The organism is Klebsiella grimontii, from assembly GCF_900200035.1.
Taxonomy (GTDB): Bacteria; Pseudomonadota; Gammaproteobacteria; order Enterobacterales; family Enterobacteriaceae; genus Klebsiella; species Klebsiella grimontii.
Window position 1 is genome coordinate 222,942 of sequence record NZ_FZTC01000052.1, and the last position, 24,085, is coordinate 247,026.

General features: G+C 56.5%; 21 protein-coding genes and 1 tRNA gene. 11 read left to right on the forward strand and 11 right to left on the reverse strand.

Features of this window, described 5'->3' with window-relative positions; translation table 11 throughout:
- Window positions 1–8: 8 nt before the first annotated feature.
- From dppC to KOSB73_RS29475, 7 genes are all read right to left on the reverse strand, one after another.
- Window positions 9–911 (reverse strand): dipeptide ABC transporter permease DppC, encoded by a 903-nt coding sequence (gene dppC, locus KOSB73_RS29435; RefSeq protein ID WP_004126388.1) that lies wholly within the window; start codon window positions 909–911, stop codon window positions 9–11.
- A gap of 9 nt (window positions 912–920) precedes the next feature.
- Complete coding sequence (dppB, locus tag KOSB73_RS29440) at window positions 921–1,940, reverse strand: dipeptide ABC transporter permease DppB (protein WP_004126390.1); 1,020 nt, start codon at window positions 1,938–1,940, stop codon at window positions 921–923.
- A 107-nt stretch (window positions 1,941–2,047) separates the two neighbouring features.
- The gene (dppA, locus tag KOSB73_RS29445) at window positions 2,048–3,655 is read right to left on the reverse strand and encodes a dipeptide ABC transporter periplasmic-binding protein DppA (RefSeq protein WP_004132647.1); all 1,608 of its coding nucleotides are present in this window, start codon (window positions 3,653–3,655) and stop codon (window positions 2,048–2,050) included.
- Between the two features lie 770 nt (window positions 3,656–4,425).
- Window positions 4,426–4,502, reverse strand: a tRNA-Pro gene (locus KOSB73_RS29455).
- Between the two features lie 89 nt (window positions 4,503–4,591).
- Window positions 4,592–6,280, reverse strand: coding sequence for a kdo(2)-lipid A phosphoethanolamine 7''-transferase (gene eptB / locus KOSB73_RS29460; protein ID WP_098141408.1), 1,689 nt, complete (start codon window positions 6,278–6,280; stop codon window positions 4,592–4,594).
- A 241-nt stretch (window positions 6,281–6,521) separates the two neighbouring features.
- Window positions 6,522–7,724, reverse strand: a complete 1,203-nt coding sequence (locus KOSB73_RS29465) for an L-lactate MFS transporter (RefSeq protein ID WP_004137821.1) — start codon at window positions 7,722–7,724, stop codon at window positions 6,522–6,524.
- 305 nt (window positions 7,725–8,029) lie between these two features.
- Complete coding sequence (locus KOSB73_RS29475; protein ID WP_049089310.1) at window positions 8,030–8,674, reverse strand: hypothetical protein; 645 nt, start codon at window positions 8,672–8,674, stop codon at window positions 8,030–8,032.
- A 159-nt stretch (window positions 8,675–8,833) separates the two neighbouring features.
- Between KOSB73_RS29475 and tag the strand changes: the two genes are divergently transcribed.
- Together tag and KOSB73_RS29485 are read left to right on the forward strand one after the other, a co-directional pair.
- Window positions 8,834–9,415, forward strand: a complete 582-nt coding sequence (gene tag, locus KOSB73_RS29480; protein WP_004137820.1) for a DNA-3-methyladenine glycosylase I — start codon at window positions 8,834–8,836, stop codon at window positions 9,413–9,415.
- Window positions 9,393–9,839, forward strand: a complete 447-nt coding sequence (locus tag KOSB73_RS29485) for an N-acetyltransferase (protein ID WP_004137819.1) — start codon at window positions 9,393–9,395, stop codon at window positions 9,837–9,839. Before tag ends, KOSB73_RS29485 begins: the two co-directional genes overlap by 23 nt.
- Here the strand turns inward: KOSB73_RS29485 and KOSB73_RS29490 are convergent.
- Window positions 9,802–12,132 carry a molybdopterin guanine dinucleotide-containing S/N-oxide reductase gene (locus tag KOSB73_RS29490; RefSeq protein WP_098141410.1) on the reverse strand — a complete coding sequence of 777 codons (2,331 nt, stop codon included), beginning with the start codon at window positions 12,130–12,132 and terminating at the stop codon, window positions 9,802–9,804. The genes KOSB73_RS29485 and KOSB73_RS29490 overlap by 38 nt on opposite strands.
- Window positions 12,133–12,299: 167 nt before the next feature.
- On the opposite strand from KOSB73_RS29490, the gene KOSB73_RS29495 reads away from it, so the two are divergent.
- The 6 genes from KOSB73_RS29495 (at window position 12,300) to ghrB (ending at window position 18,250) form a co-directional block, all read left to right on the forward strand.
- Window positions 12,300–12,962 (forward strand): OmpA family lipoprotein, encoded by a 663-nt coding sequence (locus KOSB73_RS29495; protein ID WP_024359756.1) that lies wholly within the window; start codon window positions 12,300–12,302, stop codon window positions 12,960–12,962.
- Between the two features lie 93 nt (window positions 12,963–13,055).
- The gene (locus KOSB73_RS29500; protein ID WP_004137817.1) at window positions 13,056–14,072 is read left to right on the forward strand and encodes a LacI family DNA-binding transcriptional regulator; all 1,017 of its coding nucleotides are present in this window, start codon (window positions 13,056–13,058) and stop codon (window positions 14,070–14,072) included.
- A gap of 108 nt (window positions 14,073–14,180) precedes the next feature.
- The gene (locus KOSB73_RS29505; protein WP_004137816.1) at window positions 14,181–14,930 is read left to right on the forward strand and encodes a sugar phosphate isomerase/epimerase family protein; all 750 of its coding nucleotides are present in this window, start codon (window positions 14,181–14,183) and stop codon (window positions 14,928–14,930) included.
- A 3-nt stretch (window positions 14,931–14,933) separates the two neighbouring features.
- Window positions 14,934–15,872 (forward strand): sugar kinase, encoded by a 939-nt coding sequence (locus KOSB73_RS29510; RefSeq protein WP_024359755.1) that lies wholly within the window; start codon window positions 14,934–14,936, stop codon window positions 15,870–15,872.
- A 101-nt stretch (window positions 15,873–15,973) separates the two neighbouring features.
- The gene (locus KOSB73_RS29515) at window positions 15,974–17,254 is read left to right on the forward strand and encodes an MFS transporter (protein ID WP_004126424.1); all 1,281 of its coding nucleotides are present in this window, start codon (window positions 15,974–15,976) and stop codon (window positions 17,252–17,254) included.
- 24 nt (window positions 17,255–17,278) lie between these two features.
- On the forward strand, window positions 17,279–18,250 hold the full coding sequence (ghrB, locus tag KOSB73_RS29520; protein ID WP_004137815.1) for a glyoxylate/hydroxypyruvate reductase GhrB: 972 nt from the start codon (window positions 17,279–17,281) through the stop codon (window positions 18,248–18,250).
- 50 nt (window positions 18,251–18,300) lie between these two features.
- Here ghrB and KOSB73_RS29525 read toward each other — a convergent pair whose 3' ends face one another.
- Window positions 18,301–19,011 carry a DUF3053 domain-containing protein gene (locus tag KOSB73_RS29525; RefSeq protein WP_004126443.1) on the reverse strand — a complete coding sequence of 237 codons (711 nt, stop codon included), beginning with the start codon at window positions 19,009–19,011 and terminating at the stop codon, window positions 18,301–18,303.
- Window positions 19,012–19,452: 441 nt separating this feature from the next.
- Here KOSB73_RS29525 and KOSB73_RS29530 point away from each other — a divergent pair, with 441 nt between their 5' ends.
- From KOSB73_RS29530 to cspE, 3 genes are all read left to right on the forward strand, one after another.
- Window positions 19,453–20,811 (forward strand): MFS transporter, encoded by a 1,359-nt coding sequence (locus KOSB73_RS29530; protein ID WP_004137813.1) that lies wholly within the window; start codon window positions 19,453–19,455, stop codon window positions 20,809–20,811.
- A 236-nt stretch (window positions 20,812–21,047) separates the two neighbouring features.
- The gene (locus KOSB73_RS29535; RefSeq protein WP_004126445.1) at window positions 21,048–21,341 is read left to right on the forward strand and encodes an HTH-type transcriptional regulator; all 294 of its coding nucleotides are present in this window, start codon (window positions 21,048–21,050) and stop codon (window positions 21,339–21,341) included.
- A gap of 262 nt (window positions 21,342–21,603) precedes the next feature.
- Complete coding sequence (gene cspE / locus KOSB73_RS29540; RefSeq protein ID WP_004126446.1) at window positions 21,604–21,816, forward strand: transcription antiterminator/RNA stability regulator CspE; 213 nt, start codon at window positions 21,604–21,606, stop codon at window positions 21,814–21,816.
- Between the two features lie 98 nt (window positions 21,817–21,914).
- On the opposite strand, the gene KOSB73_RS29545 is transcribed toward cspE, so the two are convergent.
- Together KOSB73_RS29545 and hokA are read right to left on the reverse strand one after the other, a co-directional pair.
- Window positions 21,915–23,534 carry an ATP-binding cassette domain-containing protein gene (locus KOSB73_RS29545; protein ID WP_049086995.1) on the reverse strand — a complete coding sequence of 540 codons (1,620 nt, stop codon included), beginning with the start codon at window positions 23,532–23,534 and terminating at the stop codon, window positions 21,915–21,917.
- A gap of 303 nt (window positions 23,535–23,837) precedes the next feature.
- Window positions 23,838–23,990, reverse strand: a complete 153-nt coding sequence (hokA, locus tag KOSB73_RS29550; RefSeq protein ID WP_004137811.1) for a type I toxin-antitoxin system toxin HokA — start codon at window positions 23,988–23,990, stop codon at window positions 23,838–23,840.
- Window positions 23,991–24,085: the final 95 nt, after the last annotated feature.

Genomic DNA, 24,085 nt, shown 5'->3' on the forward strand with positions numbered 1-24,085 from the left:
CGAACCTCTTACTGCTTCAGTTTGGGATCGAGCGCGTCACGCAGACCGTCACCCATCAGGTTAAATGCCAGCACCGTCAGCAGGATAGCGACACCCGGAAAGGTGACGACCCACCAGGCGCTCTGCGCGAACTGCAACACGTCGGAGAGCATCGTGCCCCACTCCGGTGTCGGCGGCTGCGCACCCATGCCAAGGAAGCCAAGAGCGGCCATATCGAGAATGGCGTTAGAGAAGCCCAGCGACGCCTGAACAATCAGCGGCGCAAGGCAGTTGGGAAGAATGTTGATGAACATCTGACGCATCGCCCCCGCGCCCGCCACCCGAGAAGCGGTCACGTAGTCGCGGTTGACTTCCACCAGCACCGCGGCGCGGGTCAGACGCACGTAGTGCGGCAGGGCGACAAAGGTTAGCGCCAGCGAGGCGTTGACGATGGATGGGCCGAAGATGGCCACCAGCACCAGCGCCAGCAGCAGGCTCGGCAGGGCCAGCATAATATCGACAACGCGCATAATGACCGAGTCAACCACGCCGCCAAAATAGCCAGCAATCAGGCCGAGCACCACGCCGAGGATCAGCGACAGCACCACCACCAGACAGCCAACCAGCAGCGACAGGCGCGCGCCGTACATCAGGCGCGACAGGATATCGCGACCGACGTCATCGGTGCCGAGCAGGTGGGTTACGCTGCCGCCTTCCTGCCAGAACGGCGGGGCCAGCAGCGCATCGCGGAACTGATCCGCCGGGTTATAGGGCGCGATGAAGTTGGCGAAGACGGCGATGATAATCATCACCGCGACGTAGGCCAGCCCCACGACGGCGCCTTTGTTGCGTTTAAAATAGTGCCAGAACTCCTGCAAAGGGGTCATTGGCACCGGTGCGGCGACAACTTTATTTTCAGTAACTTGTGACATGATGGCCCCTTACTTCTTATGCCGGATACGCGGGTTCACCACGCCGTACAACAGGTCGACCAGCAGGTTGACGAGAATAATCATCGTCGCCACCAGCAGCACCCCGCCCTGCACCACCGGATAGTCGCGGCGCTGCAGCGCATCAATCAGCCAGCGGCCAAGGCCCGGCCAGGAGAAGATGGTTTCGGTCAGGATAGCCCCCGCCAGCAGCGTACCGACCTGCAGGCCGATAACCGTGACCACCGGCAGCATCGCGTTGCGTAAAGCATGAACGACGATCACCCGCATCCGCGTCAGGCCTTTCGCGCGCGCGGTACGGATATAATCCTCGCCCAGCACTTCCAGCATCGACGAACGGGTCATACGCACGATCACCGCCAGGGGAATCGTCCCCAGCACCACGGCGGGCAGGATCATATGCATCACCGCATCAATAAAGTCGCCCGGCTCGCCCCAAATCGCGGTATCGATCAGCATAAATCCGGTCAGCGGCAGGGTATCGTCAAGGAAGACGGTATCGCTGATACGTCCGGAAACCGGCGTCAGGTTAAGCTGTACCGACACCAGCATGATCAGCATCATCCCCCACCAGAAGATAGGCATGGAATAGCCGGTCAGCGCGAGGCCTACGGAGGTGTGGTCGAAGATAGAGCCGCGTTTGACCGCCGCCAGCACACCCACCGGGATCCCGACGATGATGGCAAAAATCATCGCGCAGACGCCCAGCTCCATGGTGGCCTTAAAGCGCGGCACGAACTCTTCCCAGACGGGAATACGGCTTTTCAGCGAGATGCCCAAATCACCGTGCATCACGCCCCAAATATAGTTGACGTACTGCTGCCACATTGGCTTATCGAGGCCCATTTCGGCCAGCAGCTGCGCGTGACGTTCAGGGGAAATACCACGTTCGCCCGCCATAATCATCACCGGGTCGCCGGGGATCATATGAACGAAGGCGAAAGTGAGAAGGGTAATACCGATAAATGTTGGGATGACAAGTCCCAAACGTCGGAGAATGAACTGCAACATAACCCGGATTCTCTCTGGAGACGGCCCGCCTGGTGACAGGACGTCTGTATTGCTCACAAATGTCAATTCCCTCTCCCCAAGGCGGGGAGAGGGGAAACACGCTGTTATTATTCGATAGAGACGTTATCGAAGTGGTGTTTACCTAATGGATCGACCACGTAGCCTTTGACCTCTTTACGCACCGGCTCATAGACGGTGGAGTGAGCGACAATCAGCGCCGGAGCCTGATCGTGCATCACGACCTGAGCCTGTTTGTACAGCTCAATGCGTTTGTTGTGGTCATCGGTGGCGCGAGCCGGCTGAATCAGATCTTCAAACGGCTTGTAGCACCAGCGGGAGTAGTTAGAACCGTCTTTTGCCGCCGCGCAGCTGAACAGGGTGGCGAAGAAGTTATCCGGATCCCCATTGTCGCCGGTCCAGCCCATCATGACGGTCTGGTGTTCGCCCGCTTTCGCCCGCTTCAGGTATTCACCCCACTCGTAAGTGACGATCTTGGCCTGGACGCCAACTTTAGCCCAGTCAGCCTGAATCATCTCAGCCATACGGCGCGCGTTCGGGTTATACGGACGCTGTACCGGCATTGCCCACAGGTCGATGGTGAAGCCTTTTTCCAGACCGGCTTCTTTCAGCAGCGCTTTCGCTTTCTCTGGATCGTAAGTGTAATCTTTAATGTCGTCGTTATAGCCCCACATGGTCGGCGGGATCAGGTTCTTCGCGGCCTGGCCTGCGCCCTGGTAAACGGCTTTGATAATCGCTTCTTTGTTTACCGCGTAGGTCAGCGCCTGGCGAACTTTGACATCATCCAGCGGCTTCTTCTCGGTATTGAAAGAGAGGTAGCCCACGTTCAGGCCCGGCTGCTCCAGCAGAGTGATGTTCTTGTCTTGCTTCATGCGCGCGATGTCTGCCGGATTCGGGTACGGCATAATCTGGCATTCGTTTTTCTGCAGCTTAGCGTAGCGCACGGAAGCATCAGGGGTGATGGAGAAGACCAGGCGATCGATTTTCGGCTTGACGCCCCAGTAGCCCGGGAAGGCTTTATAGAGAATACGGGAGTCTTTCTGGTACTGGAGCAGCTGGAACGGGCCGGTACCGATTGGGTTGAGGTCCACTTTCTCCGGCGTACCGGCTTTCAGCATGTTGTCGGCATACTCTTTTGACAGAATAGAGGCGAAGTCCATGGCGAGATCGGCAAGGAACGGCGATTCCGGACGGGTCAGCACGAACTGGACGGTATTATCGTCCACTTTCTTCACTTCGCTAATCAGGTCAGGTAACCCCATGCCTTCAAAATATTCATAGCTGCCGCCAGACACTTTATGGTACGGGTTGTTGGTATTTTTTTGTCTGTCGAAAGAGAAGACAACGTCATCGGCGTTCAGCGTGCGAGTCGGTTTAAAATCTTTATTATCCTGCCACTTCACGTCTTTACGCAGATGGAAGGTATAGGTTTTCCCGTCTTCGCTAACTTCCCATTTCTCAGCCAGGCCCGGAATCACTTCCGTGGTGCCGGTTTTGAATTCTACCAGGCGGTTATAAATCGGCACTGAGCTGGCGTCATAGGTGGTACCAGAGGTGAAGAGCTGCGGGTTAAAGCCTTCCGGCGAACCTTCTGAACAATAAACCAGGGTCTTCGCTTGTACGCTTGCTGCAACGGTCATGGCAACCAGGCTCAGACCAAGCTTCAGCATCCCTGATTTTTTCAAGGAAATACTCATTATTCTGCTCCAAATGTGATGTTGTTTGCATATATCCGCCAGACCTTTATTTATGTTTTACCCGGTCCGGTCGGTGGTGCCCGAAGGCATTGAGAGAGATGGGGATTCCTTTCGCAAAAACGACTGAGTTGCAGTACGGATTCTCCATGAAATGCCCCTCATGCCCTACAATCTGTCAACAGAATGGGGAAACGTCAATACAGCCAACCTGGTTTTACATCCGGGGTGAGAATCGGCAGGCAAAGATTAAAAAAAGTGCAAAGCGCTATTTCCAGCAGAGAAATTTATGCTAGCGGCAAGTACGCAGAATAAACGCCTTAATATTTTCCGGCAGCCAGTGATAAGCAATTATGCCAAATGGTAAAAATTTCTTGCGATGTGACCAATATGTGAGCGATAAATAGCGTGAACGTTAAAACGCACAGCGGAAAATGCTGAAGTTATCCATAAGCTTCGCGAAAAAAGATCGGAGTATATATAAAAAAATACAATGGAAGATGTCACAAAACAGGGAATTGGCGGCAGGAAAGGGTAATGGGCGAGTTTTCTGACACTCTTAGGTAGAGCGCATTTTCCCGGAGGCGGTGCTGGGCACCTCTCCGCGCGACCGGCCCGCAGACAGCGGTGAACCCGTAGCCCGGGCAAGGCGCGTCAAGCGCCGCCCCCGGGGAGCAGAGCGCAGAGCAGCTGAATTTCCCGGAGGCGGTGCTGGGCACCTGTACCGGCGACAGACGCAAAAAAGCCTGCTCGTTGAGCAGGCTTTTCGAATTTGGTCGGTGATAGAGGATTCGAACCTCCGACCCCTTCGTCCCGAACGAAGTGCGCTACCAGGCTGCGCCAATCACCGAATGCGGGCGCATCTTACTGCTGCGATACACACCCGTCAATGCCTTATTATGAAAAAGTCGCTCAAGCGGCGAGAAACTCGCCACTCTGCTACTCCTTCTTCGCCGCAGCGTCAGGAACGTGGCACCAGTTGTTATATTGGTTAATCCCGCCGTCCGGCGAGGTATAGCCAAGACAGCCCATAATGGTGTCATACAGCTCGACGTGACGACGCGGTACCTTCATTGCCGCCTGCTGTTTCAGGCGCGCAAAGGAGTCTGCGTGGTCAGGCGACTCCAGATACTTATCCGACATCCACACCAGCATCGGCACGCGAAACTGCTCCGGCGGCGCCATCTTGCGCGGCGTCCCGTGCAGGTGTTCGCGCTCGTTGATGGACTCGCCGTGGTCGGCTGCATAGAAAACAATCGCCTTCTTATCCCGCAACTGATCCAGCACGCTGACGATAAAGTGATCGACGTAGGTCACGCTGTTGTCGTACGAGTTAATCAGTTCAGCCTTCGAGCATTTATTATCGACGCCAACGCACTCCGGCTTCCATTGGGCAAAGCTGCGCGGATAGCGCTGGGTATAGTTAAAGTGCGACCCTTTGGTATGCAGAATAATCAGGTGCTTACCACTGGGATTCTTCGCCAGCCCGCGCTTCATTTCATCTACCAGCAGCATGTCGTCAACGCTCTTGCCGCGGTTACTCGGCTCAGCGCCAATCTGCTCGCGATAGGCGATGTTGTTCGCCATCGTGTTGCTGTAGAACCACATCTCGCTCTGCATGGCGTACAGGTTGCCGCTAAAGCCAAGCTGGTGGAGGACGGCAAAGACGTTCTGTTCTTTCAGCGTCCGCTGCGGGTTATCATCCGCCCCGCCCTGACGAACGAACATACAGCGCAGCGACAGCTTAGTGGCGGTATCGCAGGAGTATCCGCGGAAAGCGACCAGGTTTTTCTCCTGCGCCAGCTTAGGCGTGGTATTGCGGTTATAGCCCAGGATGCCCATATGGTCCCAGCGGGTAGTTTCGCCGATGATAAACACCACGTAAGTATCATCCAGGCCTTGCGGCGCAATGTAGGTGAATTTTTTCGCCGGATTGATCAGGGATTTATTATCGGAAGACTCATCCACCTGCGCCCACGCGTAAAGCCCCAGCGCTGAGAGCCAGTTAGACGGCAGGTAGGAGTTAGCCACCACCCCGCCATAGCTTGGCAGATCGACTTCGGAACTGCGCTCGAAGTTCTTCTGGCGAACCTCCAGCAGACGAATTGGCCCCCAAACCATCAGGCCAGCCAGCAGCACGATAGTAATATTCTTCATCCGCTGGCCGGGCGTACGAATTTGACGCAGCAGCGTGAAGCGGCAGCGGTTGCTCCAGATAAGCACCAGCGGCAGCGCGCTCATCAACACCAGCCAGAGAATCAGGTGCCAGCCGATAACTTCTCTGGACAAGTCGATGTCAGTGGTCATCACCGAGGCAATAATCCCGTAGCCGATCACCACGTTCAGGAAGGTCATGTAATAGCTGGCGGCGGCGGAGAATAGTACGACGATGGTCGCGAGGATGCGCCAGACCCGGCGGCCAAACAGCGACAAAATACGCAGCAGAAAGAAGGTGACCAGAAAGGTCCCAATCAGCTCAACTGCACCTGAGAGTCCTTTCCAGATGGTAAACTCCTGAGCGTACCCTTCAAAGCGGCGGAAGAATACGGCAGCGTTCATAAACCAGCCGATGTACAGCGCCAGCCAGATACTGAGCTTCAGCTGCGTCATCGTTTTAATGTATTTCATGCAAAAAACCTGGAAAACGAAGAGATAAAACCGCCCGACTTAAGCGATATAAGTAAGCAGGTTAATAAAGTGCGTTTAGCTTGGTTATAAGAAACCTCTACAAAGCGCGATAAGTAGACCACAGCGGAAGGAAAAAGTATCAGGAGGGAATGTGATCCAACCAAACATTTACAAAACATTTGGTTGGATTGGCACTATTAGCTTAGGTGATTAATCATCGGGGCCGTGATAACGCCCGCTTTCAGGCATGAGCCTGGTGGTAAATTTCGCTTTTCGGCTGGCGAATCGTCGTCGACAGCGCCAGGGAAAGAATCAGCAGCGCAAAGATGACGCAGAAGGTCACGTAGAAACCGCCGAACAGGGAAGCAATCAGCGAACCGCAGATGCTGCCGATACCGAAACCGAGATAAATCACGCCGTAGTTTTTCGCCAGGTTATTGAGGCCAAAGAACTCGCTGACCAGCGATGGGAAGACGGTAATCGTGCCGCCGAAGTTAAAGGCCACGCAGGCGATGGCGGCGAAGAAAGTCGTGGCGTTCAGCGGCGCGAACAGCAGCGCCGCCATACCGATAAGCGAAACGACCTGTCCGATGGTAATCACCCGGATGCGCGACATTTTATCCGACAGAATGCCCAGAACCAGACGGCCGCTCAGGTTAGCGATAGAAATCACCGTCACCGCGTTGGCTGCCGTCGCCACATCGAGATGCACCATCCCCTGGGCAATATCTTTCGCCACGCCAATCACGTACAGGCCGCTCATGCAGGCGGTCAGGAACATCACCGCCAGCATCCAGTACTGAGGTTTACGCATCGATTCGGCGAGGGTGAAGTCGTTTTCGACCACGCCATTGGACGCGGAGGCGGTATGGTTCGGCGCGTCTGTCATCAGCGTCGCGCCAAAAACGATCATCACCAGCACGATTGCGCCCCAGATAATAAAAGTTTTTTCCAGACCGACCGTCGCCAGCAGATGGGAATCAATAAACTTGAAACCCAGGCTGCCAAGCCCGTAAGCACCGATAGAGAAAGCAGAAATCAACCCCTTACGTTCCGGGAACCATTTGACGCAGTTCGACAGCGTCAGCAGATAGCCGGCGCCGTCGGCCAGCCCGACCAGAAGGCCCGCGCTCAGCCACAGCATCATCAGGCTGTTTGAATGCGCGGTCAGGAAGAATCCGAGGCCCAGCAGAACGCCGGACGCCATGGTGACGCGTTTGACGCCGAAACGTTCCTGTAATTTGCCCGCCACGGATGAGGAGAGCGCCAGGCCGAGGCTTAACAGGCCGAATGAGAACGCCACCTGGCTGACCGGTTCGTCCAGCTTGGCGGAAAGCGAACTATTGAACAAACTCCATGTATAAACCGATCCCAGCGCAAATTGCGTAATGATAGTGCCAAGCAGCGTAAGCCAGCGGGTGTATTGACGGTTTGCAGCGTTCATAGCAGTTGTCCTGAATAATTAACTGCCGCCACCATAACGAAGTCCCCTTTAAGGCTGGGGAAAAAAGGCATGAACTGCCGTCACCGCGGAATGAAATGCACTAAAGGCGGAATGAATGACAGTGAAAAATATTCACGCCTTAAATATTCATTGAAAAGTGAGTACCTGCTACCGCCGGAAGATGCGTCATTACTGTAATGATGAAGTAAATTAAACGTATCAAATATGCTACATATTCAGCCTAAATAATTCGAGTTGCTTCAAGCGCAGCCAATGCATCTGCCGCTTGAAGCATGACGAATAAATTAAAAATTGGCGCTCACGCCCATTAAGTAGAGATAATTTGCCCCAGTGGGCAGATTGTCCGCCTGCGACAGCGCCGCCCAGGCGGCAAGATGAGAGTTGAGCGACATATCGGCGCCAAAAGTCACGTCCCGCCAGGCACCGTCCTGCGCGCGATTCTGCCCGCCGGCATCAGCCGTAAATCCCTGGTTATAGCTCACCTGGGCCCACGGATGTACACCCCATAGCTTCTGATAATCTACCCGCCAGCCCAGCGTATTCACGTAGCCGGTTCCGGCCGCATTACGGGTAAACGGGGGGGACGTCAGGTCGGAATGTAAACTGGCTACCGGGCCGGAGGTCACGCCGTCGACCAAGGAGAAATTCCAGCCCACGCTCATGCCGCGAGCGCTGTCCGGCGGCGATACCGCCTGGTTAAACGCCAGCCCGGAAGGATCGTCGGACGCATTTATCCGCTCCGCGAGAATATCTTCATAGCGCGGTTGGTGATCGCTGTCCCATGTATAGCGTTCCGCAGTATTACTTTTTGTATCGATAGCGATATATTCCTGTTGCCAGGCATTCGCACCGGCAACACACGACGCCCAGACGGATACGTACGCCGGGACCAGGAATACCCGGAGGCCATTGCATTTCTTTATTATCATTAATGCGACTCCAAAAAGAGCCGAAACGGCAAGGTTGCTGTGTTTTTTTATGGGGTGCCCTATCCCTGTTTTGGGGATAATAACCCTGTATTAACTATTATCTTTATCTTTCAGCCGTCAAGTTGCCCGGCTGATTTTTATGACAAAAGGGAGAGGCAGATGCAACGTTGCGGATGGGTCAGTCAGGATCCTTTATACATTGAGTACCACGATAACGAGTGGGGCGTCGCTGAAAAGAATCCCCGCAAGCTGTTTGAGATGATTTGTCTTGAGGGCCAGCAGGCCGGACTGTCGTGGATCACCGTACTGAAAAAGCGTGAAAACTACCGCAGCGCCTTTCACCAGTTTGACCCGGTTCGCGTCGCGGCAATGGACGAAGAAGATGTTGAACGTCTGGTTCTCGATGCCGGTATTATTCGCCATCGCGGGAAAATTCAGGCCATCATCGGCAACGCCCGGGCCTTTCTGGCGATGGAGGAAAATGGCGAGCCTTTCGCAGATTTCGTCTGGTCATTCGTCGATAATCATCCCCAGGTGACGACCGCCGCCGCGCTGGCGGAGATCCCGACAACCACTCCGGCTTCTGACGCGCTGTCAAAAGCGCTGAAAAAACGGGGGTTTAAGTTTGTCGGTTCAACGATCTGCTACTCCTTTATGCAGGCCTGCGGTCTGGTCAACGACCACGTCACCGGCTGTTTCTGTCGCTCAGGAGGCCAGGATGATCCGCAACTGGGACGCTAACGAAACCGGCCCGCTGCTTGAACTGTGGCTGGAGAGTACGATCCACGCCCACCCGTTTATCGCCGAAAGCTACTGGCATGACAGTCTGGCGATAGTGCGCGACGTTTACCTGCCCTCCGCCCAAACCTGGGTATGGGAGCAGGACGGCGTGCTGAAGGGCTTTATCAGCGTGATGGAGTCTCGCTTCATCGGCGCGCTGTTCGTCGCGCCGGATGCCGCCAGGCAGGGTATCGGCAGCGCGCTGATTGGCGAAGTCAAAAAACACTACGGTTGGCTAACCCTTGAGGTGTACCAGAAAAACGTTCAGGCGGTGAATTTCTACCATGCGCAAGGCTTCCGCATTGAAGACTGCGCATGGCAGGATGAAACCCAGCATCCGACCTGGATTATGCATTGGTCGGCGGATCAAATGCCGTCAGCGTAAGCTCGGGACCGGTATATTTTTCCAGCCAGGCCAGCGCCGTATTTCCGGCGCAGCCGTTGCCCAGCCGCGATGTCGGAATATCGTTGGTCAGCACGTTCACCGCACCGTTTTTGCAGATCCCCGCCTGAGGGTCAAGGTCGGGCCATGCTCCTTCATGCAGGCAGATAACCCCAGGGCGGATACCGTCGGTCACTACCGCGCCAGCCAGCACCTGACCGCGTGAATTCCATACCCGTACCAGATCGCCATCGGCGATATTGCGCGCCTGCGCATCGCGCGGATGAAGGGTTAACGGTTCACGGCCCGCCACCGCGTAGCGCTCGCGCAGCGACGTATGGTTGAGCTGGCTGTGAAGGCGGTGCGCCGGATGCGCTGACAGCACCTGAAGCTGACCTTCCTGCGCATTGCCATGCCACTCGTCCGGCTCCAGCCACATCGGATGCGGCGGGCAATCCGGATAGGCATACCCGGCGATGGTCGGCGAGTGAATCTCAATTTTACCGCTGGCGGTTTTCAACGGGTTCGCCTGCGGATCGGCCCTGAAGGCGGCAAAGCGGGCAAAGCGTGCGTTTGCGGGCTCCTCCGGCATTTCTATCAGCTGATTATCCTGCCAGAACTGGGCGAACGGCGGCAGCGTAACCTGCTGCAGCGCCCCACGCTGGGCGGCAATCTGGTAAAACGTCTCCAGCCACTGCAGATCGTTTTTACCCTCGGTGAAGCGCTCCCGCCCGCCCGCTTCCCAGCGCTCGCTGAGGTCGGCAAAAACGGCGAAATCATCGCGCGCTTCATCGCGCGGCGCGATCACCTGCTTCATCGGCACCAGGTGCTGGTTGCTGTAATCCCCGGTCATGGTCATATCGTTGCGTTCAAACGAGGTCGTCGCGGGCAGGACGATATCGGCATGGCGCGCCGCCGCGGTCCAGAAGCATTCTGAAATCACAATAAGCTCCGGTTTTTGCCAGGCGCGGATCAGCCGGTTGGTATCCTGATGGTGGGTAAAGTTGGCGCCGCCCGCCCACCAGATAAAGCGAATATCCGGGAAGCTACGCTCCATCCCGTTATGTTGATAAGCGGCGCCGGGGTTCTCCAGCGCTTCAACGATGCGCGCGACCGGAATTTTCTCTACCGCGTCGGTACCGCCCGCCACGCTACCCTGCATTGAGCCCAGCACCGCCGCACGCCGCGTAGGGTTGCCGCCGTTGGCAAAGTGATAGGAAAGGCCAAACCCCCCGCCTTCGGTGCCGATCTGGCCGAGCATGGCCGCAAGGGTCACCAGCATCCAGTGTTTTTGTTCGCCAAACTGCTGGCGCTGCATGCCCCAGCCGGACATCAGCATGGTGGTGTTTTCGTGGAAAAGTTTTGCCAGTTCGCGAATTTTATCCGCGCTGACGCCGCAGATCGCCGCCGCCCATTCCGCCGTTTTTGCCGTTCCGTCGCTCTCGCCGGTCAGATAGCGGGCGAAAACGTCATAGCCGCTGGTGCAGCGGGCCAAAAATGGGCCATCCTGCCAGCCGTTTTCGACCAGCGTATGGGCGATACCGAGCATCAGGGCGACGTCAGTGCCCATATGCGGGGCGATCCACTCCGCCGCGTCGCCAAAGAATTCCGCCGTTTCCGATCGCATCGGATCGATGCAGATCACCCGTTTCCCGCTCTGGCGCAGACGGTCGAACCACGGAATACCCTGTTCGTCGGAAGCGTTCCAGGCGATTTTTAACGTATTTAAGGGGTTAGCGCTCCACAGCACCACCACATCGCTATGTTCCAACACCATTGGCCAGCTGGTCTGCTGCTGATAAACCTCATTACCGCCAACCACGTACGGCATGATCGCCTGGGCCGCGCCGGTGGAATAATCGCCCAGATGTCCGGTATAGCCGCCCGCCAGACTCATATAGCGCTGGAGCAGGGTCGCCGCTTTGTGCAGCACGCCGTTTGAGCGCCAGCCGTAGGAGCCCGCAAAAATCGACGCCGGGCCGTAGCTTTCGCGAATTCGGCGGTGCTGGGCGTGAATCAGATCCAGCGCCCGATCCCAGCTTACCCGCACAAACTCATCCTGCCCGCGCACGCCCTGCGGGTTTTCAGGCGAGGCGAGAAACCCCTTACGCACCATCGGGTACCGTACGCGGGTTTTGCTATGCACCTGATCGCGCACGGCGCTTTGCAGCGAGTTGGCGAAAGGGGTATCAAGCGCCCCCCGCGATGAGATGACGTTCTCGCCATCGGTTTCGACCAGCATGGGCCCCCAGTGGGCTGCGGTGAGGATAGTTTTGGTGGCGGATGAGGTTGGCAATGCGGGCTCCTGGTCAGCGATAGCAGGTGTGGTGACGGCACGTTATTCAGCCGTTCAATGTTATTTACAAATTGAGATGCTCTCTGCGGAATTTTCTCCGGTTTCGCGCGTCATAATCAACCGTCACGGTCGCTGTGGCAAAGAATAAAAAGGATTAAGGAAATAAGATGAAAAAACGCGTACTCATGATTGCGGCTGTCGTTAGCGGCGCACTGGCTATTTCTGGCTGTACCACCAACCCCTACACCGGGGAGCGCGAAGCGGGTAAATCCGGGATCGGCGCGGGCATTGGGTCGTTAGTCGGCGCAGGCGTAGGGGTGCTCTCTTCTTCCAAACATGACCGCGGCAAAGGCGCGCTGATCGGCGCGGCGGCCGGCGCGGCGCTGGGCGGCGGCATTGGTTACTATATGGACGTGCAGGAAGCGAAGCTGCGCGAGAAAATGCAGGGAACCGGCGTCAGCGTGACGCGAAACGGCGACAATATCGTGCTGAACATGCCAAACAATGTGACCTTTGACAGCAGCAGCGCCAACCTGAAACCGGCGGGCGCCAATACCCTGACCGGGGTAGCGATGGTGCTAAAAGAGTATGAGAAAACCGCCGTTAACGTGGTTGGCTACACCGACAGCACCGGCAGCCAGGATCTGAATATGCGTCTTTCTCAGCAGCGCGCGGAGAGCGTCGCCAGCGCGCTTATCACCCAGGGCGTAGCGGCTAACCGCATCCGCACTACCGGCATGGGTCCGGCGAATCCGATCGCCAACAACAGCACCGCGGAAGGTAAAGCGCAGAACCGCCGCGTCGAAATTACCCTCAGCCCGCTGCAGTAATGCCCGCTTTGCCCGGTGAGTCGCCGGGCAAAATGCTTGATATAGCGAATTTTCGCGCTAAGGTGTGTGCAGATTTCAGCAAAGGAAGCCACCATGGCGAAAGCGGCGCGAGCAACCATTAGCGATGTGGCGAAAGCCGCACAGACCGGCAAAACCAGCATTTCACGCTATCTGAACGGCGAAAAGCATCTGCTTTCCGACGATCTGCTGGGGCGGATTGAAAAAGCCATTGCCGAGCTCGACTATCGTCCCAGCCTGATGGCCCGCGGCCTGAAGCATGGCCGCACCCGGCTGATTGGCCTGATCATCGCCGATATCACCAACCCCTACTCGGTCAACGTGCTCAGCGGCATTGAAGCCGCCTGTCGCGAAAAGGGTTTCACCCTGCTGGTATGTAATACCAACAACGAGCTGGACCAGGAGCTGCACTACCTCGATCTGCTGCGCAGCTACCAGGTGGAAGGGATCGTGGTCAACGCCGTCGGGATGCGCGAGGACGGCCTGAACCGCCTGCAGCAGTCGGCCCTGCCGATGGTGCTTATCGACCGCAAGATTCCGGAATTCGCCTGCGATGTCGTCGGCCTCGATAATACTCAGGCCGCCACTACCGCCACCGAACACCTGGTGGAAAAAGGTTTCGAAGCCCTGCTGTTCCTCAGCGAACCCCTTGGCTCGGTCAATACCCGCCGCGAGCGTCTGAGCGCCTTTCGCCAGACACTACAGCGCCACAGCGGTATCATCGCGGAAAACGCCGAAGTACCGTTGAATGATGGCGCGATGCTCGATAACGTCCTGCGCCATTTCCACTCCCACCATCGCGGCATGCGCAAGGCGGTGATTTCCGCCAACGGCGCGCTGACGCTGCAGGTGGCGCGTTCGCTTAAACGCGTTGGCCTGATTTGGGGCAGCGATATCGGCCTGCTGGGCTTCGATGAACTGGAGTGGGCCGAACTGGCGGGCGTGGGGATCACCACCCTTAAACAGCCGACCTGGCAGATTGGCTTCGCCGCCGTCGAACAGGTAGTGCGCCGGATTGAAGGCAGCAACGACCCGGTCCGCGAACGGGTGTTTTCCGGCGAGCTGATCGTCAGAGGCTCCACCTCCCGCTAACGATCCTTCGTGATGGCGATCATAAATTAGACATCCTGGCCTTTGCTTTGGAACCGATACCATCTAGCGTAATAAACAACGCATCAGATTATCGTCGGGAGTATTGGAATGGCCAGAAAGATTATTGTCGTGACCGCCGCGTACGGGAATGACCATGTTAAAGCGCTGGGCGGGCAGTCCGCCGTACTGCCCTTTATCGCCGGTTCCGGCGCCGACGGCGTAGAGATCCGCCGGGAACTGTTCAGCGCGGATGAGCTGAACCGCCTGGCGGAGCTGGCCGCCGATATTGAGCGCCGCGGCCTGCTGGTTTGCTATTCCGCGCCGGAAGCCCTGTTTGCCGCAGACGGAGCGCTTAACCCCCATCTTTCCGATCTTTTACAGGAAGCGCAAACCCTTAACGCGCTGTGGCTAAAGCTCTCGCTGGGCCATTTTACCCACCACCATGGCCTGGAAACCCTGCGCGATATTTTGCGCGAGAGCGGCATGGCGCTGGTGGTGGAAAACGATCAAACCGACTGCGGCCAGCTGGCGCCGATGCAGCGCTTCAAAGCCGCCTGCCGGGTTAACCAGCTGCCGATCACTCTCACCTTTGATATGGGCAACTGGCTATGGGTCGGCGACTCGCCGGAAGAGGCCGCGCGCCACCTGGCCCCGGCCGTCAGCTATATTCATGTTAAGGCGGCAGAGCCGCACCATTCGCACTTTCGCGCCGTGCCGCCGGATGAAGCCTCCGGGCGCTGGCTGGCGCTGCTCGATAACCTGCCCGCCGATGCCCCGCGCGGGATTGAATTTCCGCTGACTGGCCATGACCTGACGGCCGTGACCCGCCGCTACGTCAACCTGCTGCGCGAGGATTAAGTTATGCAAAAAGCGTTAGATGTCATCACGATAGGCGAAGCCATGGCGATGTTTGTCGCCACCGAGACCGGCGAGCTGTCTGCTGTAGAGCACTTTATGAAGCGCGTCGCGGGCGCGGAGCTAAACGTGGCGACCGGACTGGCCCGCCTCGGCCTGAGCGTCGGCTGGGTAAGCCGCGTCGGCAAGGACAGCTTTGGCCGCTTCGTCCTCAACGCGCTGGCGAAAGAGGGAATCGACGCCCGCGGCGTGAGCATCGATGACCGCTACGCTACCGGCTTTCAGCTGAAATCTAAAGTCGAAAATGGAACCGATCCCATCGTGGAGTATTTCCGCAAAGGCTCCGCCGCCAGCCATCTTTCGCCGGAGGATTTTAATGAATCATACTTCGCCGGCGCCCGGCATCTGCACTTAAGCGGCGTGGCCGCCGCGCTGTCGGAAAGCTCATACGCCCTGCTGGAGCGCGCGGCGCACACGATGAAAGCGCAGGGAAAAACGATTTCGTTCGACCCCAACCTGCGGCCCACGCTGTGGAAAAGCGAAGCCGAGATGGTCGAGAAGCTTAACCAGCTGGCGTTTCAGGCCGACTGGGTTCTGCCGGGTTTAAAAGAGGGCATGATTCTGACCGGCCTACAAACGCCGGAAGCCATCGCCGACTTTTACCTCGGCCACGGCGTGCGTGCGGTCATCATTAAAACCGGTTCCGACGGCGCCTGGTATAAAACCGCCGACGGCGAACAGGGAGCCGTGGCGGCGATAAAAGTGGATAACGTCGTCGATACCGTCGGCGCGGGCGATGGTTTCGCCGTCGGCGTGATTAGCGCCCTGCTGGAAGGAAAACCGCTGCGGCAGGCGGTGAAACGCGGAAACAAAATCGGCTCACTGGCCATTCAGGTTCAGGGCGATAGCGAAGGATTACCCACGCGCGAGGCGCTGGGCGAGTAAGTCGATTCAGCACAACGTCAGGCCGTTCTGTACCCTACCAGCAGCGCGGCGTAACGGATCTTTTCTATGATGAGCGTCACCTCACTCACAGAGGCAAACCTATGAATAGTTCAACGAATGCAACAAAACGCTGGTGGTACATCATGCCTATCGTGTTTATCACGTATAGCCTGGCGTACCTCGACCGCGCTAACTTCAGCTTCGCTTCGGCGGCCGGAATTACTGAAGACCTGGGGATCACCAAAGGTATCTCCTCCCTGCTGGGGGCGCTGTTCTTCCTCGGCTACTTCTTCTTTCAGATCCCCGGCGCGATTTATGCCGAACGCCGCAGCGTACGTAAACTCATTTTCATCTGCCTGATCCTGTGGGGTGCCTGCGCCTCACTGACCGGGATGGTGCACAATATTCCCGCGCTGGCGGCGATCCGCTTTATCCTTGGCGTGGTCGAGGCCGCAGTCATGCCGGCGATGCTGATATACATCAGCAACTGGTTTACCAAATCCGAACGCTCGCGCGCCAATACCTTCCTGATCCTCGGCAACCCGGTGACGGTGCTGTGGATGTCGGTGGTCTCCGGCTACCTGATTCAGGCTTTCGGCTGGCGGGAGATGTTTATTATTGAAGGCGTTCCGGCGGTGATTTGGGCCTTCTGCTGGTGGGTGCTGGTAAAAGATAAACCGTCTCAGGTCAACTGGCTGGCGGAAAGCGAAAAGGCCGCATTGCAGGAGCAGCTGGAGCGCGAACAGCAGGGTATCAAACCGGTGCGCAACTACGGTGAGGCCTTCCGCTCGCGTAACGTGGTCCTGCTGTGCATGCAGTATTTCGCCTGGAGCATCGGGGTTTACGGTTTCGTGCTGTGGCTGCCGTCAATTATCCGCAGCGGCGGCGAGAATATGGGCATGGTCGAGGTCGGCTGGCTCTCATCCGTCCCCTACCTGGCGGCAACCATCGCCATGATCGTGGTCTCCTGGGCCTCCGATAAAATGCAGAACCGCAAGCTATTCGTCTGGCCGCTGCTGCTGATTGCCGCTTTCGCGTTTATTGGCTCCTGGGCCGTCGGCGCTAACCATTTCTGGGTCTCTTATACCCTGCTGGTCATTGCCGGCGCGGCGATGTACGCCCCCTACGGGCCGTTCTTCGCCATCATTCCCGAGATGCTGCCGCGTAACGTCGCCGGGGGCGCCATGGCGCTGATTAACAGCATGGGCGCGCTGGGTTCATTCTTTGGCTCATGGTTTGTCGGCTACCTGAACGGCACCACCGGCAGCCCGTCAGCCTCGTACATTTTTATGGGAGTGGCGCTTTTCGTCTCGGTATGGCTTACTTTGATTGTTAAGCCTGCTAATAATCAAAAACTTCCGCTCGGCGCACGTCACGCCTGAAACATTAACGCAACGGAGAACCGCATGAAGCCGTCAGTCATTCTCTACAAAACGCTTCCCGACGACCTGCAACAGCGTCTGGAACAACACTTTACCGTCACGCAGGTGAAAAACCTGCGTCCGGAGACCGTTTCACAGCACGCCGCCGCGTTTGCTGAGGCGGTAGGTCTGCTGGGTTCCAGCGAAAAAGTCGATACTGCGTTACTGGAGAAAATGCCCAAGCTTCGTGCAACTTCGACCATTTCCGTCGGCTACGATAATTTCGACGTCGATGCGCTGAATGCGCGTAAAGTGCTGCTGATGCACACCCCGACCGTACTGACCGAAACCGTCGCCGATACCGTTATGGCGCTGGTATTGAGCACCGCGCGTCGGGTGGTTGAAGTGGCTAACCGCGTGAAGGCCGGCGAGTGGACCAAAAGCATCGGTCCGGACTGGTTTGGCAACGATGTGCACCATAAAACCCTCGGCATCGTCGGTATGGGGCGTATCGGGATGGCGCTTGCCCAGCGCGCCCACGCGGGCTTCGGCATGCCCATTCTCTACAACGCCCGCCGCCAGCACCCGCAGGCGGAAGAGCGCTTTAACGCCCGCTACTGCGATCTCGATACCCTGCTGCAGGAAGCAGATTTTGTCTGTCTGATCCTGCCGCTGACCGAAGAGACTCATCACCTGTTCGGCAAAGCGCAGTTTGCCAAAATGAAGTCCTCCGCCATCTTTATTAACGCCGGGCGCGGCCCGGTGGTGGATGAGAAGGCGCTGATTGCGGCGCTGCAGGAAGGTGAAATTTATGCTGCCGGGCTGGACGTTTTTGAACAAGAGCCGCTGGCGAAAGACTCCCCGCTGCTGAGCATGCCGAACGTCGTCGCGTTGCCGCATATTGGCTCAGCCACGCATGAGACTCGCTACAATATGGCGGCCTGCGCGGTGGATAATCTGATTGATGCCCTGAACGGCAGCGTTGAGAAGAACTGCGTGAACCCGCAGGTGAAATAAGAAAAGAAAACCCGGGCTAAGGTGAAGCCTTGCCCGGGTTGTCAGAACGGTTAACGAGTCGCGTTAACTGCCGCTGTCCACGCCTGATTAAAGGCCTGGTGCTGAGCGGCCAGCGGCCCAATCAGCGTATTATACTGACTGGCCTGCTGCGAAGTCGGGAACTGAATACCGTTCGCCACGAAGCTGACCTGAGTCTCCTGCTGCGCGATAAAATCACCCACCTGCACCAGCTGCTGGGTAAATACCTGCGCTGCCGGGATTAACGGCTGTAGCGCATTCGCCGGGGCCGTCACGACTTTATTATAGACCTGGTCGAAGACCGGCTTGAGATCGTCACCCTGTTTCAGCGCGCCGTGGGCGGCATCCGCCTGTATTTTTGCGTTCTCCAGCTGCTGGCTCAGTACGCCCAAAGCGCCGTTTGCCTGACGCAGCGGTTCGCGCTGGGTAACATAATCCTGCGGTACGCGAATCGCGTTCACGCTATCAACCACCGGACGCAAACCCGCATCCATCGCCTGGCTCACCTGCTGTGAATAACCGTAAATCACCGCGTAATCGGAAACGAAAGGCCCAAACTGTTTTTTCTGATCGGCGGTCAGCGTCGGCAGACGTTCGCCGCTACGCATTGCCGTATTTTGCAGGAAGTCGATGAACGCCTTGCGCTGATCGCCTTCTTTATCAAAACACCCACTCAGGCTAACCACCATTAACAGGGCTGCAATAGCCGCAAACCAGCGAGAGCAGGACTTTCCTGTCGCCATTTTTTTACTCCTTTCAGCCAAAAAAAGCGCAAACAGACACACACGTGTCAGACGCTGACAAGGATAGTCCAGGTCGGCCTTGCAGGATACCTTTTCCTGATAATCTTCCGCCTTTAAAACCGGGTTTTCGACGTTTTAGCGCGCGGCGGTACCCTCTGTTAAGTTCATCACAATTACCACCATCGTTCAGCGCGCAGCGGGTTTATCTAATAAGCTGATTTTACTACGATTACTTTAATCTTACTCCCGAACTGCCCGTAAAGCGGACGATAATCGCACGCTTCCCTTTTCCCCCACATTGCCTGAACCGCCGTTCGATGATTTTATTAAATGAGCGATTAACGGCTCTTTGTTCGATAATCGCACAAACAACATCAACGATCGCGAGGGTGATAACAATAATCTATCTCTGTCCCCCGCACTGCCTGCCAGGAATGCCGCATGAAGAAAACAACCATCGATATTCAGGCTTTTATCAATGAACATCCCTTCACGAAATACCAGTGGATGATTCTGGCCTTATGTTTTATCACCGTCGCGATGGACGGATTCGATACCGCGATAATCGGCTTTATCGCCTCTGACCTGGTGCAGGAATGGGGCGTCGAAAAATCGGCGTTAGGCCCGGTGATGAGCGCCGCCTTAGTCGGGCTCGCGGTCGGCGCGCTGACCGCCGGACCGCTCGCCGACCGCGTTGGGCGGAAAAAAGTTCTGATTATGTCCATCGTGGTTTTCGGCGGCTTCAGCCTGCTGACCGCCTTTGCTACCAGCCTTAACCAGCTGACGCTGCTGCGTTTTCTCACCGGCCTTGGGCTGGGCGCCGCCATGCCGAACGCCGCGACGCTGATGAGCGAATATGCCCCTGAGCGGCGTAGGGCGCTGATGGTTAACCTGATGTTCGTCGGCTTTCCGATGGGCTCCTCGCTGGGCGGCTTCCTCTCCGCCTGGATGATCCCCCACTACGGCTGGCAAAGCGTACTGGTGCTTGGCGGCGTGATGCCGCTGCTGCTGGCGGTAGTACTGATCTTTCTTCTGCCGGAATCCGCGCGCTATATGGTGGTCAAACGCCAGCCTGCCCAGCGTATCGCCGCGATTCTGCGCCGTATCGCGCCGGTTCCCGAGCAGGCTGAATTTGAGCTACGCGAAGCGGGCCAGATACAAGAGAAATCATCCATCGGCGTGATTTTCTCTCCGCGCTACGCCGTCGGCACCATCATGCTCTGCCTGACCTACTTTATGGGCCTGCTGATCTTCTATTTGCTGACCAGCTGGCTGCCGCTGCTGATACGCGAAACCGGCGCGACGATGAGCCAGGCCTCCATTATCACCGCGCTGTTCCCGCTGGGCGGCGGTATTGGCGTGCTCATCCTCGGCGCGCTGATGGATAAGCTCAACCCAAACAAAGTGGTTGCCGTGGGCTGGCTGTTGACCGGAGTATTCGTTTGCCTGGTCGGTTTCTCAACCCATAACCTGCTGCTGATGGGAATAATGGTCTTTATCGCCGGCAGCATTATGAACGGCGCGCAATCATCAATGCCTGCGCTGGCCGCCGGTTTCTACCCCACCCAGGGACGCGCGACCGGCGTGGCCTGGATGTTAGGGATTGGCCGCTTTGGCGGTATCCTCGGCGCCTTTAGCGGCGCATTCCTGATGCAGGCCCAGCTCTCTTTCGAAACGATTTTCTCTTTGCTGGCTATCCCGGCCTTCCTGTCGGCCATCGCGCTGCTGGTCAAATATAAGCTGGGCCAGCGGCAACCCGCGGCTTCGCAAGGCGATGTGAAGAAGCTGCAAAAGGCGTAATACACCGGCCAGCGGGCGCGCGCTGGCCTTTTCCGCTTTTCTTCTTATCTGTTTACAATAATTTGCTTAACGGCTCTGTCTATTACTTTTCAGCACGTTATACCGCCTGAAACGGACGTAAAGAACCCCAGGTCATAAATAATTACCACGGTAATCATTCCTCACTTTTTTTTCCGACTATTCTTAAGAGGCTCTACACAATTCACCCTCCGCCGTATGAAAGAGAGGAGTTCTCAATGGAATATAAAGATCCTGCATTTGAACTGCTGAGCAACCTTGAACAAATTATTTTTAAAGATCAGGCCCAGGCGGCCTCGCTGACGCGTAAGCCCGCCGCAAGCATTGAATTTGACCAGCTACGCAAAGGTACCGGGCTGAAGATAGATGATTTTGCCAGCGCCATGGGCGTCAGTGTAGCAATGGTACAAGAGTGGGAATCGAGACGCGTGAAGCCCTCTCCCACAGAGCTTAAGCTGATGCGCCTGATACAGGCGAATCCGCAGCTTTCAAGACAGCTTATCGACTCATAATTTTAGCGTTTATTGGTTTCGGCTAACGGTCCTGATAAAGGACCGTTTTCATGCCAACGAAAAAAAAGTTTGCTATCACAACGTGAACATGCGTTAATGCTCGCAGGTTTGATGTAAAGACCACAGAGCATTCGAATAGAGCAGTCCTTCAAAGGTTATCCGTTGATACCCCGGTAGTGAACTTTCCCTTTATCGCTTCAAATCTGTAGTCCAGACCGTAACGCCGAAAGGCTCATTTATTTTTTTTTAAAGGTAATTCACTATGTCCGGTAAAATGACTGGTATCGTAAAATGGTTCAACGCTGACAAAGGCTTCGGCTTCATCACTCCTGACGATGGTTCTAAAGACGTGTTCGTACACTTCTCTGCTATCCAGAACGAAGGCTACAAATCTCTGGACGAAGGTCAGAAAGTTTCCTTCACCATCGAAAGCGGCGCTAAAGGCCCGGCAGCTGGCAACGTAACCAGCCTGTAAGCTTAAAAAGCTCAAAATTCTTAAGTCCCTGCCAAACGGCGGGGATTTTTTTATTTGTGCGACAAGAAACCGCCATCCCACGGATGGCGGTTTTGCATTTATCGCCGCTCAAAGCGCCATCCGTCTTCCCGCCATTCCAGACAGTGGGTCAGCTTCAGCGCCTGTAAAAAGGCGTCATCATGCGACACCACCAGCATCGCGCCGGGAAATTGCGCCAGCGCTGTTTCAATTGCCTGCGTGGACGCCAGGTCGAGATGATTGGTGGGCTCATCCAGCAGCAGTAGCTGCGTGGCTTCCCGCCGCCAGAGCACGCAGGCCAGCGCCGCCTTCAGGCGTTCTCCTCCGCTAAGGGCCGATAGCGGCAGATGGACTTTGTCCGCCCCCAGCTGTAGCTGCGCCAGTTGGCTGCGCAGCACGCCCTCTTCCAAAGGCGTATCGCCGAGATTCAGGTGCGCCATTGCGGATAATGACAGATCAAGCTGGGTCAGATGCTGGTCCAGATACGCCGCGTTTACCGATAAGCGGCAGCGTCCTGAAAGCGGCGGCTCCAGGCCCAGCAGCGTTTTAAGCAACGTCGTCTTACCGCAGCCGTTGGGACCCCGTAGCGCCACGCGCATCGGCCCATCCATGCGCCAGTCCAGCGGCGCCATAGGCGCATACGCCAGCCGCAACGCTTCCAGCTCCAGTACCTGTTTTCCCGCAGCGACCTGGCTACCGGGCAGAGTAAACATCACCGGATTGTCCTCTTCTACCCGCTCACGCGCCTGAACCACCGCATCATTTAGCGCGCTACGTTGTTCACGATGCTGGCGCTTAAGGGTTCCGGGGCGCTCTTTTGCCGCGCCTTTGTAAGCTACCCGCTCGAATGAAGCGATATTTAGCGTGTCGATAGTACGCAACGTCTGCGCGGAGCGCCGCAGACAGGCATCGTGCTCTTTGTGCATCCTTGCGCGAGTACGCCGCCGTTCAATGACAGCATGCTCCAGCGCGGCGCGAGCCGCCTGCTGCTCCAGCTCACGCTGCTGCTGATAATCCGCATAGTTGCCGCCGTAGCTACGCAAAGCTGCAGGCGTCAGCTCGAGGATGCGCGGCATCTGGGCCAGCAGCTCGCGGTCATGGCTGGCGATCAGCGCGCCACCGCGCCATTGCTCAAGCTGCTGATAGAACCACGCCCGGCCTTGTCGGTCGAGATGGTTGGTGGGTTCATCAAGCAGGAGAAAATCCGCACCGGACAAAAATGCCGCGCAGAGCTGCGCCTTCACTCTTTCGCCGCCGCTCAGCGAAGAGGCGGGCCGTGCGGGAGAAAATTCCCCTAAGCCAGCGGCCAGGAAGCCTGCATTCAAACGATCCGGAAGATCCCAAAAGCCATCAAGACGTTCGAGATCGTCAACTCGCCCTTCGCCTCGTTCAAGACGCGCCAGAGCAGAAAAAACGAATTCGAAGCTTAGCCATTCCGCCAGCGTCGTATCAGGAGTCAAAGCATGCTGCTGAGCAACGTAGCTTACCGAAACCATACGTTCGATATGGCCGCTCGACGGCGAGTCCAGGCCCGCCAGCAAACGCAACAGCCGGGTTTTACCGACGCCATTGCGCCCGACAAGCCCGCAGAGGGAGCCTTCCAGCGATAAATTCAGCGGACCAAAAAGCGAATCTCCCGTCGCAAACTGACAGGTGACCTGATGCAAAAGAAAAGAGGGGGATTGGGCACAATGAGCCATAAGCACTCCTGAATGAAATCAATACTTCCCCTGCTCGCCAATAGCGCGAAGCAAGGCATGAGATTCATCAGTCGTGTTTGTTCATTTGGCGCGTGCTCTCCGGTAAGACGAGGAATTCGTCGGGGCATAGGATAGCCACACACCGGTGCAAATTTCAAGCCTGTTTTTTCAACATTCCATAAAAGCGAAAAAAAAGCCTCCTGATATCAGGAGGCAAAATATTTATTTGATGAAAAACGAAAGGGTGCATTGAAAATGCCTAACGCCGTAAGTCTGGCGGGAATCGCTCCCCGCCAGATGCTCTTACCGTTTAATTTCACAGGCTAAGAATGCCACCAGCTCGATATTCCCCTGTCTGACCTGTAATTCACACAGTGAATCACGAACCATCCAGGTGAATAATAAAATAGTGAAGCAAATCACCATTAAGCCAAACAACAGATACTTTTGCGGCATTCCTCGCCTCCGGTGTTGATTTCCAACAGGTAAGAGGCTACTCTTATGGTGTTCATGCATAGGGAAGCCTCACTTTGTACTGACCCCAAAAAGTT

Bases quoted from the DNA above. Each gene is read 5' to 3' on its own strand.
- hokA (WP_004137811.1), bottom strand. From the start codon at position 23,990: ATGCCGCAAAAGTATCTGTTGTTTGGCTTAATGGTGATTTGCTTCACT.
- KOSB73_RS29475 (WP_049089310.1), bottom strand. From the start codon at position 8,674: ATGATAATAAAGAAATGCAATGGCCTCCGGGTATTCCTGGTCCCGGCG.
- KOSB73_RS29485 (WP_004137819.1), top strand. From the start codon at position 9,393: ATGATCCGCAACTGGGACGCTAACGAAACCGGCCCGCTGCTTGAACTG.
- KOSB73_RS29510 (WP_024359755.1), top strand. From the start codon at position 14,934: ATGCAAAAAGCGTTAGATGTCATCACGATAGGCGAAGCCATGGCGATG.
- ghrB (WP_004137815.1), top strand. From the start codon at position 17,279: ATGAAGCCGTCAGTCATTCTCTACAAAACGCTTCCCGACGACCTGCAA.
- KOSB73_RS29525 (WP_004126443.1), bottom strand. From the start codon at position 19,011: ATGGCGACAGGAAAGTCCTGCTCTCGCTGGTTTGCGGCTATTGCAGCC.
- dppC (WP_004126388.1), bottom strand. From the start codon at position 911: ATGTCACAAGTTACTGAAAATAAAGTTGTCGCCGCACCGGTGCCAATG.
- KOSB73_RS29535 (WP_004126445.1), top strand. From the start codon at position 21,048: ATGGAATATAAAGATCCTGCATTTGAACTGCTGAGCAACCTTGAACAA.
- KOSB73_RS29500 (WP_004137817.1), top strand. From the start codon at position 13,056: ATGGCGAAAGCGGCGCGAGCAACCATTAGCGATGTGGCGAAAGCCGCA.
- KOSB73_RS29545 (WP_049086995.1), bottom strand. From the start codon at position 23,534: ATGGCTCATTGTGCCCAATCCCCCTCTTTTCTTTTGCATCAGGTCACC.
- KOSB73_RS29515 (WP_004126424.1), top strand. From the start codon at position 15,974: ATGAATAGTTCAACGAATGCAACAAAACGCTGGTGGTACATCATGCCT.
- KOSB73_RS29530 (WP_004137813.1), top strand. From the start codon at position 19,453: ATGAAGAAAACAACCATCGATATTCAGGCTTTTATCAATGAACATCCC.
- eptB (WP_098141408.1), bottom strand. From the start codon at position 6,280: ATGAAATACATTAAAACGATGACGCAGCTGAAGCTCAGTATCTGGCTG.
- tag (WP_004137820.1), top strand. From the start codon at position 8,834: ATGCAACGTTGCGGATGGGTCAGTCAGGATCCTTTATACATTGAGTAC.
- KOSB73_RS29505 (WP_004137816.1), top strand. From the start codon at position 14,181: ATGGCCAGAAAGATTATTGTCGTGACCGCCGCGTACGGGAATGACCAT.
- dppA (WP_004132647.1), bottom strand. From the start codon at position 3,655: ATGAGTATTTCCTTGAAAAAATCAGGGATGCTGAAGCTTGGTCTGAGC.
- dppB (WP_004126390.1), bottom strand. From the start codon at position 1,940: ATGTTGCAGTTCATTCTCCGACGTTTGGGACTTGTCATCCCAACATTT.
- KOSB73_RS29495 (WP_024359756.1), top strand. From the start codon at position 12,300: ATGAAAAAACGCGTACTCATGATTGCGGCTGTCGTTAGCGGCGCACTG.
- KOSB73_RS29465 (WP_004137821.1), bottom strand. From the start codon at position 7,724: ATGAACGCTGCAAACCGTCAATACACCCGCTGGCTTACGCTGCTTGGC.
- cspE (WP_004126446.1), top strand. From the start codon at position 21,604: ATGTCCGGTAAAATGACTGGTATCGTAAAATGGTTCAACGCTGACAAA.